The organism is Mycobacterium sp. 23 (genome assembly GCF_048287075.1).
In the GTDB taxonomy this organism is placed as follows: domain Bacteria; phylum Actinomycetota; class Actinomycetes; order Mycobacteriales; family Mycobacteriaceae; genus Mycobacterium; species Mycobacterium gordonae_B.
In genome coordinates this window covers 3,072,711-3,086,083 of record NZ_JBLVUX010000005.1, presented here as the reverse complement: position 1 = coordinate 3,086,083, position 13,373 = coordinate 3,072,711, and the positions used below count along the sequence as shown (strand labels likewise).

Annotated in this window: 15 protein-coding genes; 9 read left to right on the top strand and 6 right to left on the bottom strand. The window is 69.1% G+C overall.

Going from position 1 to position 13,373, the window contains the following annotated elements; translation table 11 throughout:
- Positions 1-168: 168 nt before the first annotated feature.
- On the top strand, positions 169-1,008 hold the full coding sequence (locus ACNQS7_RS15560; RefSeq protein ID WP_418013224.1) for a glucose 1-dehydrogenase: 840 nt from the start codon (positions 169-171) through the stop codon (positions 1,006-1,008).
- On the opposite strand, the gene ACNQS7_RS15555 is transcribed toward ACNQS7_RS15560, so the two are convergent.
- From ACNQS7_RS15555 to ACNQS7_RS15545, 3 genes are read right to left on the bottom strand one after another with little or no spacing between them, the layout of a single operon-like run.
- Positions 1,009-1,932: a ketopantoate reductase family protein gene (locus ACNQS7_RS15555; RefSeq protein ID WP_418013222.1), complete on the bottom strand. Its 924-nt coding sequence runs from the start codon at positions 1,930-1,932 to the stop codon at positions 1,009-1,011. It abuts the gene before it with no gap.
- Positions 1,933-1,941: 9 nt separating this feature from the next.
- Entirely contained in the window at positions 1,942-3,099 is a 1,158-nt protein-coding gene (locus tag ACNQS7_RS15550; RefSeq protein ID WP_418013221.1) for an enolase C-terminal domain-like protein, read from the bottom strand.
- On the bottom strand, positions 3,096-3,488 hold the full coding sequence (locus tag ACNQS7_RS15545; protein WP_418013220.1) for a nitroreductase family deazaflavin-dependent oxidoreductase: 393 nt from the start codon (positions 3,486-3,488) through the stop codon (positions 3,096-3,098). Before ACNQS7_RS15545 ends, ACNQS7_RS15550 begins: the two co-directional genes overlap by 4 nt.
- Before the next feature lie 58 nt (positions 3,489-3,546).
- Here ACNQS7_RS15545 and hemL point away from each other — a divergent pair, with 58 nt between their 5' ends.
- The 7 genes from hemL (at position 3,547) to ACNQS7_RS15510 (ending at position 10,854) form a co-directional block, all read left to right on the top strand.
- Positions 3,547-4,866: a glutamate-1-semialdehyde 2,1-aminomutase gene (gene hemL, locus ACNQS7_RS15540; protein ID WP_418013218.1), complete on the top strand. Its 1,320-nt coding sequence runs from the start codon at positions 3,547-3,549 to the stop codon at positions 4,864-4,866.
- Positions 4,866-5,474 (top strand): histidine phosphatase family protein, encoded by a 609-nt coding sequence (locus tag ACNQS7_RS15535; protein ID WP_418013217.1) that lies wholly within the window; start codon positions 4,866-4,868, stop codon positions 5,472-5,474. Before hemL ends, ACNQS7_RS15535 begins: the two co-directional genes overlap by 1 nt.
- Entirely contained in the window at positions 5,471-6,091 is a 621-nt protein-coding gene (locus ACNQS7_RS15530; RefSeq protein ID WP_418013216.1) for a TlpA disulfide reductase family protein, read from the top strand. Before ACNQS7_RS15535 ends, ACNQS7_RS15530 begins: the two co-directional genes overlap by 4 nt.
- Entirely contained in the window at positions 6,088-6,864 is a 777-nt protein-coding gene (locus ACNQS7_RS15525) for a cytochrome c biogenesis CcdA family protein (protein WP_418013215.1), read from the top strand. The genes ACNQS7_RS15530 and ACNQS7_RS15525 overlap by 4 nt, the downstream gene beginning before the upstream one ends.
- A gap of 101 nt (positions 6,865-6,965) precedes the next feature.
- Positions 6,966-8,522, top strand: a complete 1,557-nt coding sequence (locus tag ACNQS7_RS15520; protein ID WP_418013214.1) for a cytochrome c biogenesis protein ResB — start codon at positions 6,966-6,968, stop codon at positions 8,520-8,522.
- Positions 8,519-9,493 (top strand): c-type cytochrome biogenesis protein CcsB, encoded by a 975-nt coding sequence (gene ccsB / locus ACNQS7_RS15515; protein WP_418013213.1) that lies wholly within the window; start codon positions 8,519-8,521, stop codon positions 9,491-9,493. Before ACNQS7_RS15520 ends, ccsB begins: the two co-directional genes overlap by 4 nt.
- A gap of 29 nt (positions 9,494-9,522) precedes the next feature.
- A complete protein-coding gene (locus ACNQS7_RS15510) occupies positions 9,523-10,854 on the top strand; it encodes an AAA family ATPase (RefSeq protein WP_418013212.1) in 1,332 nt (443 codons plus the stop codon).
- Here the strand turns inward: ACNQS7_RS15510 and ACNQS7_RS15505 are convergent.
- Positions 10,851-11,006 (bottom strand): hypothetical protein, encoded by a 156-nt coding sequence (locus ACNQS7_RS15505; protein ID WP_120791670.1) that lies wholly within the window; start codon positions 11,004-11,006, stop codon positions 10,851-10,853. The two genes, ACNQS7_RS15510 and ACNQS7_RS15505, sit on opposite strands and share 4 nt — an antisense overlap.
- Positions 11,007-11,052: 46 nt before the next feature.
- Here ACNQS7_RS15505 and ACNQS7_RS15500 point away from each other — a divergent pair, with 46 nt between their 5' ends.
- Positions 11,053-11,394, top strand: coding sequence for a DUF4229 domain-containing protein (locus ACNQS7_RS15500; protein WP_055578748.1), 342 nt, complete (start codon positions 11,053-11,055; stop codon positions 11,392-11,394).
- A 3-nt stretch (positions 11,395-11,397) separates the two neighbouring features.
- Here the strand turns inward: ACNQS7_RS15500 and fabH are convergent, their stop codons facing one another.
- Positions 11,398-12,411 (bottom strand): beta-ketoacyl-ACP synthase III, encoded by a 1,014-nt coding sequence (gene fabH, locus ACNQS7_RS15495; RefSeq protein ID WP_418013210.1) that lies wholly within the window; start codon positions 12,409-12,411, stop codon positions 11,398-11,400.
- A gap of 60 nt (positions 12,412-12,471) precedes the next feature.
- A complete protein-coding gene (locus ACNQS7_RS15490; RefSeq protein WP_055578899.1) occupies positions 12,472-13,350 on the bottom strand; it encodes a 1,4-dihydroxy-2-naphthoate polyprenyltransferase in 879 nt (292 codons plus the stop codon).
- Between the last annotated feature and the right edge of the window lie 23 nt (positions 13,351-13,373).

Below are 13,373 nucleotides of genomic sequence, written 5' to 3'. Positions count from 1 at the left end.
AAGGCATGCCGCGTCCCGGCGTTGAATCCGTTCCTGTTGATTGAAGAACGTCCGGCGGGCGGATACCCGCGCTGCAACGGGTCAAACGGGTGGCCGCCATGGGTTTATCGCCGGGGTGAACGGCTATCCAGCAAAGCCGTAAGCGCTCATCGAGGAGAGGAATCGTTCGTGGGATTTGCCGAACAGCAACAACCCATGCCCGGCGTTCAGGCGCAGATGGATCCCGTCCCAGACTGCGGTGAGAACAGCTATGCCGGCTCGGCGAAGTTGACCGGCAAAAGCGCAGTCATCACCGGAGGTGACAGCGGGATCGGTCGTGCCGTGGCGATCGCGTTCGCCCGCGAGGGTGCGGATGTGTTGCTGGCGTATTTGAACGAGGACGAGGACGCGCGGGATACGGCCCGCCATGTCGAGGGCGCGGGCCGCAAGTGTGTGCTGGTGCCCGGAGATCTGTCCGACCCGGCGCATTGCCGCGCCGTCGTGGACCGGGCGGTGTCGGAGTTCGGCCGCATCGACGTGCTGGTCAACAACGCCGCCTTCCAGATGACGCACGAGAGCCTCGAGGAGATCTCCGACGAGGAGTGGGACCACACCTTCCGGCTTAACGTCGGCGCATACTTTTATCTCGCCAAAGCTACGCTGCCGCATATGGGTTCGGGTTCCTCGATCATCGGGAGCTCGTCGGTCAACTCCGACTCGCCGAACCCGACCCTGGCGCCGTATGCGGCGACCAAGGCGGCCATCGCCAACCTTTCCGCCAGCCTCGCTCAGATGCTGGGACCCAAGGGGATCCGGGTCAACAGTGTGGCACCCGGCCCGGTCTGGACGCCGCTGATCCCCGCAACCATGCCGCCCGAAAAGGTCAAGTCGTTCGGGGACGACGTGCCGCTGGGCCGCGCCGGGCAGCCGGCGGAGCTGGCTCCGGTGTACGTGCTACTAGCATCCGACGATGCCAGTTACGTCTCCGGTGCCCGGGTGGCAGTCACCGGCGGCCGGCCGATCCTGTAATCAGGTTGTATCCCAACGTCTTTCGATGGCCTTCACCAATGCGGTCAGGGTGGCGTTGACCGGTGCGTCGACACCCACGCGGGCTCCCTGGCGCGGTACGGCGCCGTTGATGACGTCGATCTCGCTGACTCGGCGCGCTTCGTGATCCAGTAGGGCCGAGGGCTTCGCGTCCGGCATCCCGGCGCCGAAGGCACGCACGTGTTCGACGGGATCGGGGACATCGATGTTGATGTCCGACGCGAAGGCCACCCGCCACGCTTCCCTGGCCGCCGCGCGGCTGACCGGGCCCATCTCCGGGTCGTCCATCACCTCGCCGACCGTCATCCCGGTCAGTGCGCACGGTGCGCTGTAGGCGACGTTGCAGATCAGTTTCTCCCACTGCATGGCGGCGATGTCGGTCACCGCCGCGGCGTCGAAACCGGCATCCGCCCACACCCGGGCGATCGACTCGACCGTCGACTGCGGCAGCGCCGAATAGGCGCCGAAACGCATGGCGCGCATGGCGTTGTGATGGACGTGGCCGGGCGCCACCCGGGCGGCGCCAAACCCGCTGGCGATGCCGACGGCGAGCCGGCCGTCCCCGACGATACCGGCGACGGTCTCCGCGGAGCCGAGGCCGTTCTGAATGCTCAGCACCGGGGTGTTTTCGCCCAGCATCGGAAGTGCCTGCTGCGCAGCGGTTGTCACATCAGCAGCCTTGACGGCCAGCACGATCAGGTCCATGGTCTCGTTCGGTGCGACGGTGCTCGCCCGCAGTTGCGCCGTCTGGTCGTAGCCCGGCCCGGTGACGCGCAGCCCGTGTCGCGCGATCTGGTCGACACCGGCTTGGTGCCGGTCGACGACCAGCACGTCGTTGCCCGCACCGGCCAGCTTCGCGGCGTAGATGGAACCCATTGCGCCGCAACCGATTACCGCAATTTTCATGCTGTGCTCCTAAGCCGTCAACTCGACGATCGCCTCGGCCAGGCCGTTCTTGCGCTCCAGTCCGAAGCCCGGTGCGTCCGTCGGCGCGATCCTGCCGCCGAGCAGTGCGCAGCCGTCGGAGTAGCCCCCGAACGGCTGGAAGACGCCGGGGTAGGACTCGCACCCGCCCAGGCCCAGTCCGGCGGCGATGTGCAGGTTGATCAGATGTCCGCCGTGCGGATAGGCGAATCGGCGGTCGAAACCGTTGGACTCGAGCACATCGAGCATCCTGGCGTATTGACCGAGCCCGTAACTCAGCCCGGCATCCATCTGGAAGATGTCGCGGTCCGCGCGCATGCCGCCGTACCGGACCAGGTTGACGACGTCGGGCACCGAGAACAGGTTCTCCCCGGTGGCGATCGGACCGTCGTAGCGCTGGGCAACAGCGTCGTTCAATGCGAAGTCCAGTGGATCGCCCGGTTCCTCGTACCAGCGCAGCCGATAGGCTGCCAGGGCCTCCGCCCACTGGACGGCCGCGGAACGGTCGAACCTGCCGTTGGCGTCCACCGCGACGCGGGCGCCGTCGCCGACCACGTCGATGACTGCTTCCACCCGGGCCAGGTCCTCCGGCATCGGCGCCCCGCCGATCTTCATCTTCACTGCGGCATAGCCGAGGTCGAGGTAGGACCGCATCTCATCGCGCAGCGTGTCCAGGCCGGCTCCCGGGTAGTAGTACCCGCCGGCGGCGTACACGGGTACCGACGCCAGAGGCTCGCGCCCGAACCGTCGCGCGATGGTCGCGCAGGCGGGCTCGTCGTCGAGTTTGGCGTTCAGATCCCAGCAAGCGAGTTCCAGCGCGGCGGCCGCGGCGGCCCGGTCGCCGTGCCCGCCCGGTTTCTCGTCCCGTAGCGCGCAGGCCAGCACGGCCGCCGGGTCGAGCCGTCCCGAGTCGTCGAGCAGGGTGTCCGGAGCTGCGGCGAGCACCCGCGGAATCATCCGGTCCCGCAGGATCCCGCTCTGGGCGAACCGGCCGATCGAATCGAAGGCGATCCCGGCCACGCGTCTCCCGTCGTGGACGCCGATCAGCGCCACCAGCGACACGGTGTGCCCGGAGAAATTCACCAGCGCGTTCGCCGGACTCCCGCGGAGTGCGACCGGACGCTCCCGGATCTCGGTGAGATGCGTCACTCGCTTCGAGTGAGCAACACGGCTTCTTCAAACGGAAGCCTGGCGAATACCCGCGGGGCGCTGCGCACGTGCGCCGCCGCTTCGGCCTTGCTGACGACCCGCGGGTCGGTGACGCCGACCGTCCTGCCGTGGCGACGCAACCGGCCGCCGCCGGCGGCCTTGATGTTCTTGAGCCAGTCGCGGTTCGGGCCGTAGGTCAACAGGATCGCGTAGCCGGGCCTGCCGTCGATCTCGGCGTCGAACACCGTCAACGGGGTGCGATAGGCGGTGCCGGAGCGGCGGCCGACATGCTCGAGAATGCCGTGCAGGGGGATCCGGCCGGCCCACATCCGCTGGATGGGGTTGGTGACACGCCGGTTGAACCGGGCCAGTCCTTGGGGAAGTTTCATGACGTAACTCTTACACCCTGTAGTTGAACCTGTCGGCGCGGCTGGGACACTGGTCGGCATGGGGATCGACCAGGCAACCGCGCAGGTGCGCGCCTCGGCGCAGCTGTTCTCCGACGCCTGCGCGGTGATACCCGGTGGGGTGAACTCGCCGGTGCGGGCGTTCACCGCGGTGGGCGGAACTCCGCGGTTCATCACCGAGGCCCACGGCTGCCGGCTCACCGATGCCGACGGCAACACCTACGTCGACCTGGTCTGCTCCTGGGGCCCGATGATCCTGGGCCACGCACACCCGGCCGTCGTCGACGCCGTCACCAAGGCCGCTGCCCACGGACTGTCATTCGGGGCCCCGACGCCCGCCGAGACCGAGCTGGCCACCGAGATCATCGGCCGGGTCGCTCCCGTCGAGCGGATCCGGCTGGTGAACTCCGGCACCGAAGCCACCATGAGCGCAATCCGGCTGGCGCGGGGCTTCACCGGACGGCCCAAGATCATCAAGTTCTCCGGGTGCTACCACGGGCACGCGGACGCGCTGCTGGCCGATGCGGGTTCGGGCGTGGCCACCCTGGGGCTGCCGTCCTCGCCGGGAGTCACCGGGGCAGCCGCGGCCGACACGATCGTGTTGCCCTACAACGACATCGATGCCGTGCGGGAGGTCTTCGCCCAAGTCGGTGACCAGATAGCCGCGGTGATAACCGAAGCGAGCCCCGGCAACATGGGCGTCGTCCCGCCGGCACCGGATTACAACGCGGGGCTGCGGGCGGTCACCAGCGAACATGGCGCGCTGCTGATCTCCGACGAAGTCATGACCGGCTTCCGGGTGAGCCGAAGTGGTTGGTACGGAATCGATCCCGTGGCCGCTGACCTCTTCACCTTCGGCAAGGTGATGAGTGGCGGCCTGCCCGCGGCGGCGTTCGGCGGCCGGGTCGAGGTGATGGAGCGGCTGGCCCCGCTCGGGCCGGTGTATCAGGCCGGCACGCTGTCGGGTAACCCGGTGGCGATGGCGGCCGGCCTGGCCACCCTGCGCGCCGCGGACGACTCGGTGTACGCGGCCCTGGACGCCAACGCCGACCGGCTGGCCGCGCTGTTGGCTGACGCCCTGACCAATGCCGCTGTGCCACACGTGATTCAGCGAGCGGGCAATATGCTCAGCGTGTTCTTCACCGACGCGCCGGTGACCGACTTCGCCGCCGCGCGGGCCACCCAGACCTGGCGTTATGCCCCGTTCTTTCATGCCCTGCTCGACGCTGGCGTCTACCCGCCGTGCAGCGCCTTCGAAGCGTGGTTCGTCTCGGCCGCGCTCGACGACAGCGCCTTCGAGCGGATCGCCGACGCGCTACCCGCCGCGGCCGCAGCTGCGGCACAGGAGGAGAAACCCTGATGGCCGAACAGACCCGGGTCCACGTGATACGGCACGGCGAGGTGCACAACCCCAGCGGCATCCTCTACGGCCGGCTGCCCGGTTTCCGCCTGTCGGACAACGGCGCCGCGCAGGCCGCCGCGGTCGCGGACTTTCTGGCAGACCGCGACATCGTGGCTGTGGTCGCCTCGCCGCTGCAGCGGGCGCAGGAGACCGCCGCACCCATCGCCGCCCGGCACAACCTGCCGGTGGACACCGATCCCGACCTGATCGAGTCGGCCAATTTCTTCGAAGGCCGCAAGGTGAGCCCGGGCGACGGCGCCTGGCGCGACCCGCGGGTGTGGTGGCAACTGCGCAATCCCTTCACCCCGTCCTGGGGCGAGCCGTACGCCGAGATCGCCGCCCGGATGGCGGCGGCGGCGGATAAGGCGCGGGCGCGTGCCGCAGGCCACGAGGTGGTCTGCGTCAGTCACCAGCTGCCGGTGTGGACGCTGCGCATGCACGTGACCGGCCGTCGGCTCTGGCACGACCCGCGGCGGCGCGAGTGCGGTCTGGCGTCGGTGACATCGCTGGTCTATGACGGCGACCGGCTGGTCGACGTCGAATACGCGGAACCGGCGGCCGGATGAAGGTAGGGCGCTGGGTCATCGCGGCGGCGGTGGTGGCGGGGCTGCTCACGGGCTGCTCCGGACGCGACGCGGTCGCGCAGGGCGGCACCTTCGAGTTCGTCTCTCCCGGCGGCAAGACCGACATCCTCTACGACCCGCCGCAAAGCCGCGGCCGTCCCGGCCCGCTGTCCGGGCCCAGCCTGACCGACCCCTCGCGGACGCTGTCGCTGAACGACTTCCCGGGCCAGGTCGTCGTCATCAATGTGTGGGGCCAGTGGTGCGGCCCGTGCCGGGCCGAAATCGGGCAGTTGCAGCGGGTGTATGACGCGACCCGCGATTCCGGCGTCTCGTTCCTCGGGATCGACGTCCGGGACAACAGCCGCGAGGCGGCCCAGGATTTCGTCAACGACCGGCACGTCACGTTTCCGTCGATCTACGACCCGCCGATGCGCACCCTGATCGCCTTCGGCGGCAAGTATCCGACCACCGTCATTCCGTCGACGCTGGTGCTGGACCGCCAGCACCGGGTGGCCGCGGTGTTCTTGCGTGAACTGCTCGCCGAGGATCTGCAGCCGGTGGTGCAGCGAATCGCCGCGGAGAGTGCCGGCGGGCCCTCGGCCAGTTCGGGACCGCAGTGACCGGTTTCGCCCACATCGCCTCCGCCGGGCCACTGGTGGTGGCACTCGGTGCCTGCCTGCTGGCCGGCCTGGTGTCGTTCGCGTCGCCGTGCGTGGTGCCGCTGGTGCCGGGTTACCTCTCGTATCTGGCAGCGGTGGTGGGAGTCGACGACGACAGCCCGGGCACCGTCAAGGCACCGCCGGCCGCGCGCTGGCGGGTCGCCGGGTCGGCGGCGCTGTTCGTCGCCGGCTTCACAACGGTGTTCGTGCTGGGCACCGTCGTCGTGCTCGGCATGACGACTGCGTTGATCACCAATCAGATGCTGCTGCAGCGCGTCGGCGGGGTGTTGACCATCGTCATGGGGCTGGTGTTCGTCGGGCTGATCCCGGCGCTGCAGCGCCAGGCCCGGTTCAGCCCACGGCAGCTGACCTCGGTTGCGGGAGCGCCCCTGCTGGGTGCGGTGTTCGCGCTCGGCTGGACGCCGTGCCTGGGGCCGACGCTGACCGGGGTGATCACCGTGGCCTCAGCGACCGACGGCGCGAACGTGGCCCGCGGGATAGCGCTGGTGATCGCGTACTGCCTAGGGCTGGGTATCCCGTTCGTGTTGCTGGCGTTCGGCTCGGCCAGCGCGATGGCCGGACTGGGCTGGCTGCGCAGGCACACCCGGGCGATCCAGGTGTTGGGCGGGGTGCTGTTGATCGCGGTCGGCACCGCGCTGGTCACCGGGGTGTGGAACGACTTCGTGTCGTGGCTGCGCGACGCCTTCGTCTCCGATGTCAGGTTGCCGATCTGATGGCGCGAGCAGACGCAAAAGCACCCCGGAGCGGACGCTCCCAGGGGCTTTTGCGTCTGCTCGCGGGGCGAGCCCGCAACACCTGGCGGTCGTTGACATCCATGGGCACCGCTTTGGTCCTGCTTTTCCTGCTCGCGCTTGGCGCGATTCCCGGAGCGCTGTTGCCGCAGCGCAGTCTCAACGCCGGCAAGGTCGAGGAGTACCTGCATACGCATCCGATGATCGGGCCGTGGCTCAACGAGTTGCAGGCATTCGACGTCTTCTCCAGCTTCTGGTTCACCGCCATCTACGTGCTGCTGTTCGTGTCACTGGTCGGCTGCCTGACCCCGCGGATCTTCGAACACGCGCGCAGCCTGCGGGCCAGCCCGGTGGCCGCGCCGCGCAACCTGTCCAGGCTGCCCAAGCACGCCGAAGCACGAGCGGTCGGCGATCCCGAGACCCTGGCCACCGCCGTCACCGACCGGCTGCGGGGCTGGCGCACCAGCGTCAGGCGCAGCGACGCAACCGTGGAGGTCTCCGCCGAGAAGGGGTACCTGCGCGAGTTCGGCAACCTGGTCTTCCACTTCTCGTTGCTCGGTCTGCTGGTCGCAGTCGCCGCCGGCAAGCTGTTCGGCTACGAGGGCAACGTAATCGTCATCGCCGACGGCGGCCCGGGATTCTGTTCGGCGTCGCCGGCGGCATTCGACTCGTTCCGCGCCGGCAACACCGTTGACGGCACCTCGTTGCACCCGATCTGTTTGCGGGTCAACAACTTCCAGGCCAACTACCTTCCGTCCGGGCAGGCCACCTCGTTCGCCGCCGACATCGCATACCAGGCCGGGGACGATCTGACGTCGAACACCTGGCGGCCCTACCGGCTCGAGGTCAACCACCCGTTGCGCATCGGCGGCGATCGGGTCTACCTGCAGGGGCACGGTTACGCGCCCACCTTCACCGTGACGTTCCCCAACGGCCAAACCCGCACCTCGACGGTGCAGTGGCGACCCGACAACCCCCAAACCCTGCTGTCCTCCGGCGTGGCGCGCATCGATCCGCCGGCCGGTAGCTACCCCACCGCCGAGGAGCGCCGGCAACACGAGATCGCCATCCAGGGACTGCTGGCGCCCACCGAACAGCTCGACGGCACGCTGTTGTCGTCCCGGTTCCCGGCGCTCAACGACCCGGCGGTGGCCATCGACATCTACCGGGGCGACACCGGCCTGGACACCGGACGGCCCCAGTCGCTGTTCAACCTGGACCCTCGCCTGATCGAACAGGGCCGGTTGACCAAGGAGAAACGGGTCAATCTGCGCGTCGGTGACCAGGTGCGGATCGACCAGGGCCCCGCGGCCGGCACGACGGTCCGCTTCGACGGCGCCGTGCCATTCGTCAACCTGCAGGTGTCGCACGACCCCGGACAGATCTGGGTACTGGTGTTCGCCATCTCGATGATGGCCGGGCTGCTGGTGTCGCTGCTGGTGCGCCGCCGCCGGGTGTGGGTTCGCCTGACCCCTGTCGCCGGCACTCCAGATACGGTTGACGTCGAATTGGGCGGTCTGGCGCGCACCGACAACTCCGGATGGGGCGACGAGTTCGAGCGGCTGACCGAGCGGCTGGTGGCCGGGTTCGACGCAGTCCCAGCCGCCGAGCGAGCCGAAACGAAAGTGGACGTCACATGAACACCCAGCACATCAACATCGGCCTGGCCCGGTACTCCGACTGGGCTTTCACCTCGGCCGTCGTGGCGCTGGTGGTGGCCCTGCTGCTGCTGGCCTACGAGCTGGCCTACGTCCGCGCGCGCAGGCTCGAGCCGGTAGCGGTGGCCGCCGGAACGGTGACCACCGACAGCGCCGCGCCCGGGATCGTGGCGGAGACACCGCACCGGCCGCTGGACGAACGTGTCGGCCGGGCCGGCCTGGCGGTGCTCTACCTCGGCATGGGACTGCTGTTCGCCTGCATCGTGCTGCGTGGGCTGGCCACCATGCGGGTGCCCTGGGGCAACATGTACGAGTTCATCAACCTGACCTGCATGTCCGGATTGATCGCCGGCGCGGTCGTGCTGCGTCGCCCGCAGTACCGGCCGCTTTGGGTGTTCCTACTGCTGCCGATCCTGATCCTGCTGACCGTCTCCGGCCGCTGGCTCTATGCCAACGCCGCGCCGGTGATGCCGGCCCTGCAGTCCTACTGGCTGCCCATCCACGTGTCGGTGGTCAGTCTCGGCTCGGGCGTGTTCATGGTCGCCGGGATCGCGAGCATCCTGTTCCTGCTGCGCACGTCGCGGTTGGGCGACCCGGATGCCCAAGGCCGGCTGCCGCGGCTGGTGCAGCGGTTCCCGGACGCCCAGACGCTGGACCGGATCGCCTACCGCACCACCATCTTCGCCTTCCCCGTCTTCGGCTTCGGCGTCATCTTCGGGGCGATCTGGGCGGAGGAAGCGTGGGGCCGCTACTGGGGATGGGACCCCAAGGAAACCGTGTCCTTCATCGCATGGGTGGTGTACGCCGCGTACCTGCATGCCAGGTCAACAGCCGGTTGGCGGGATCGCAAGGCCGCCTGGATCAACGTCGTGGGATTCGTCGCCATGGTCTTCAACTTGTTCTTCGTTAACCTGGTGACGGTCGGCCTGCACTCCTACGCGGGCGTCGGCTGACCCAGGGCCAGAGAGGCGAGAGAGGGGGAGTGGGAGTGTCAGAGCATCCGACGCCGGGCGCGGGGGCGCCGCGGGTTCACCCGGGCAATGGAGAGAGCGCCGGCAGCCCCAACGTCAGTCCGGATCAGCCGACAGCAGAGTTCAAACCGGCCGCCGACCCCGTCGGCGAGGCACCGACCCGGGCGTTCAGTGGGTTCCGCACCGAACGGCGCAGCGCCGCCCCGGAGCCGTACCAGACCGCCGAGCTCGAGCGTCCGCAGTGGGACGCCGGCCCGACGACGGGGCCGGTCACCGGTGTCACGCGGGTGGACCCGACGGCCTACGGCGCCTACTACCCCGGCCCGCCGGAGAACGCCCCGAACGCCGGTACCCAGGAGGAGCGGCCCCAGTTCCGCCCGGAACCGTTACCGCATGCCCCCTACCCCGAACTGTCCACGACTGTCCTGCTGCGGCCGGTCAAGCCGCCGCCATCAGAGGGCTGGCGTCGCGCGCTCTACGTCATGTCGGGCCAGCTGATCAATCTCGGCGAGGGTCCCCGCGCGACCCGGCACAACAACCTGGTCGCCCAGATCAACCGGCCGCTGCGCGGCTGCTACCGCATCGCGGTGCTGTCGTTGAAGGGCGGCGTCGGCAAGACGACCATCACCGCTTCCCTGGGGTCCACCTTCGCGTCCGTGCGCGGCGACCGGGTGGTCGCGGTGGACGCCAACCCGGACCGCGGGACCCTGAGCCAGAAGGTTCCGCTGGAGACCCCGGCGACCGTGCGTCACCTGCTGCGCGACGCCGACAGCATCGACCGGTACAGCGACGTTCGCAGCTACACCTCGCAGAACGCGGACGGCCTGGAGATCCTGGCTTCCGAGAGTGACCCTGCCGTTTCGGAGGCCTTCAACGGCGACGACTACACCAAGGCGATCGACATCCTCGAGCGGTTCTACGGTCTGGTGCTCACCGACTGCGGCACCGGCCTTCTCCATTCGACGATGTCGGCGGTCCTGGGGAAGTCCGATGTGCTGATCGTGGTCGCCTCGGGCTCCATCGACGGCGCCCGCAGTGCCTCGGCGACGCTGGACTGGCTCGAGGCCCACGGCTACGAGGACCTGGTGCGCAACTCCGTCGCGGTGATCAACGCGGTGCGTTCCCGTTCCGGCAAGGTCGACATGGACAAGGTGATCGACCACTTCGCGCGGCGGTGCCGCGCGGTGCGGGTGGTGCCCTTCGACCCCCACCTCGAGGAAGGCGCCGAAATCAGCCTGGACCGGTTGAAGCGGGATACCCGCGAGGCCGTCGCGGAGCTGGCTGCGGTGGTCGCCGACGGGTTCCCCGCCGACCAGCGGCGGTCCAACCCGAACTTCGTCTAGCGCGGCTTGTTATCGCCCAATCGTCGCAAGAACTCCGGATCGTCGTCGGGCCCGATGACGCGGGTCTTCGGTGGGCTGGTCTGCGACCGCGCCGCGCGCCAGCCGAGATAGATCAACGTCCCCAGAACAAGGACGACGAGCAGGTAAAGCACTCGACACCTCCTTTGGGCAAATATACCCGCGCCGTAGGCTCAGGCTGTGCCAGAAGCGCCTAACGACAACACCGGTGACCGTTCCGCCGCCGGCCGCGGCGTCGTCGCAGTCCTGCTGTACGTGGCGGCCCGACTACTGCTGTTCGTGGTTGTCACCGCCGGAATCTACGGGCTCGCGCGCCTGCTCGGCGTGGCCGACTTCCCGCTGTTCGTGGCCGCCCTCGGCGGCCTGATCATCTCCATGCCGCTGGGCATGTGGGTCTTCAGCCCGCTGCGGCGGCATGCGACCGCGACGCTCGCGGCGGCCGGTGAGCGCCGGCGCCGCGAACGGGAGCAGTTGCAGGCCCGGCTGCGCGGCGAGACCGTTGCCCCCGACGGGGACGATTAGCGATCAGTCGCTGTGCAGCGGCAACCGGACGACCTGCGCGGCGTACGTCAGGCCCGCGCCGTAGCCGATCAGCAGGGCCAGGTCGCCCGGTTTGGCCGCCCCGGTGTCCATGAGTTCGGCAATGGCCAGCGGGATGGAGGCCGCCGAGGTGTTGCCGGCATGCTCGATGTCGTTGGCGACGACGGTGTCCGGCCGCAACTGGAGGTTTTTCACCAGCAGGTCGTTGATCCGGGTGTTGGCCTGGTGCGGCACGAAGACGTCGATCTGATCGGGCCCCACGCCGGCGGCCTCCAGTGCCCGACGGCCGACATCGCCCATTTTGAAGGCAGCCCAACGGAATACCGCAGGGCCTTCCAGACGCACGAACGGGCGTGGGCCACTGGGGTTCTGCGCGAACGTGATCCAGTCGATGTCCTGCCGGATCGCGCTGGACTGTTCGCCGTCGCTGCCTGCGATCGTCGGCCCCACGCCCTGAAACGGTGTCTCGCCGACCACCACCGCGGCGGCGCCGTCGGCGAAGATGAAACAGTTGCCGCGGTCGTACATGTCGATCGTGGGGGACAGTTTCTCGGTGCCGACCACCAGCATCCGCCGGGCGCCACCGCCCCGGATCAGGTTGGTCGCCGTGCTCAGCGCGTAACCGAACCCCGCGCACCCGGCCGAGATGTCAAAGCCGAGAACATCTTTGGCGCCGAGCGCCGCCGCGACCATCGGGGCGGCCGGTGGGGTCTGCAGGAAGTGGGTGTTGGTGGTGACGATCACGCCGTCGATGTCGGACGCCGACAGCGAGGCGTTCTTCAGGGCACGCCGGCAGGCCTCCGCCGCCATCGAGGCGGCTGACTCGTCGTCGGCGGCGAACCGGCGTGTCTTGATTCCGGTGCGTGAGTAGATCCACTCGTCCGAGGAGTCGATGTTCTGGCATATCTCGTCGTTGGTGACGACGCGCTCGGGACGGTATGCCCCGACACTGAGCAGGCCGACGTTCGTGGGGCCACTGACCGTGGCGATCTCCGTCATTTACCGCGTCCTTCCCGCCGCCGCCGCACCTTCCCTTATGCCGCCGGGGCCTGATCGACTCTAGGCGTGCCCGCTGTACGCCAGCGCGGCGGCCACGGCAACCGACCACACCACCATGGCCAGGCCGGTGTCACGCAGCACCGGGATCAACTCCCGGCCGCCGCGGCCGGACCGGACCGGGCGGTCGGCGCGCAGGGCCAGCGGCGCGGCCACCAGACCCGCAGCGCACCACGGGGTGGCAAGCATCAGCACCAGCGTCAGCAGACCAGGGACGACCAGCAGCGAGTGGTAGAGCACACGGGTGCGGCCGTCGCCCAGGCGGACGGCCAGCGTGATCTTGCCGGACTGGGTGTCGGTCGGGATGTCGCGCAGGTTGTTGGCCACCAGCACCGACGACGACAAGGCACCGATACCCACCGCCAGCACCAGGCCCACCCAGTCGACCCGCAGAGCCTGCGTGTACTGCGTGCCCAGCACCGCGATCAGGCCGAAGAAGACGAACACTGCGACCTCGCCCAGCCCCGAATAGCCGTACGGCCGCGACCCTCCGGTGTAGAGCCAGGCACCTAGCACCGAGACAGCGCCCACCGCGATCAACCACGGTGCGCTGACCAGCGCCAGCGCCAGCCCCGCCACGCAGCCGACGAACAGGCTCACCAGCGCCGCAGTCAGCACCGCCCGCGGGGCCGCGAGCCGCGAACCCACCAATCGCACCGGGCCGGCCCGCTCGTCGTCGGTACCGCGGATGCCGTCGGAGTAGTCGTTGGCGTAGTTGACGCCGACGATGAACGACAGCGCCACGGCCAGCGCCAACAGCGCCTTCCACCACACCGCGCCGTGCAGCCATGCCGCGGCGCCGGTGCCCGCGATCACGGGGGCTACCGCGTTCGGCAGCGTGCGCGGGCGCGCTCCGGAGATCCACTGGGCAAAACTGGCCACCACCGCATCCTGCCCTATGCATA

Coding starts and splice junctions, on each gene's coding strand:
- ACNQS7_RS15555 (WP_418013222.1), bottom strand. CDS start 1,932: ATGAAAATTGCGGTAATCGGTTGCGGCGCAATGGGTTCCATCTACGCC.
- ACNQS7_RS15545 (WP_418013220.1), bottom strand. CDS start 3,488: ATGAAACTTCCCCAAGGACTGGCCCGGTTCAACCGGCGTGTCACCAAC.
- hemL (WP_418013218.1), top strand. CDS start 3,547: ATGGGGATCGACCAGGCAACCGCGCAGGTGCGCGCCTCGGCGCAGCTG.
- ACNQS7_RS15535 (WP_418013217.1), top strand. CDS start 4,866: ATGGCCGAACAGACCCGGGTCCACGTGATACGGCACGGCGAGGTGCAC.
- ACNQS7_RS15530 (WP_418013216.1), top strand. CDS start 5,471: ATGAAGGTAGGGCGCTGGGTCATCGCGGCGGCGGTGGTGGCGGGGCTG.
- ACNQS7_RS15520 (WP_418013214.1), top strand. CDS start 6,966: ATGGGCACCGCTTTGGTCCTGCTTTTCCTGCTCGCGCTTGGCGCGATT.
- ccsB (WP_418013213.1), top strand. CDS start 8,519: ATGAACACCCAGCACATCAACATCGGCCTGGCCCGGTACTCCGACTGG.
- fabH (WP_418013210.1), bottom strand. CDS start 12,411: ATGACGGAGATCGCCACGGTCAGTGGCCCCACGAACGTCGGCCTGCTC.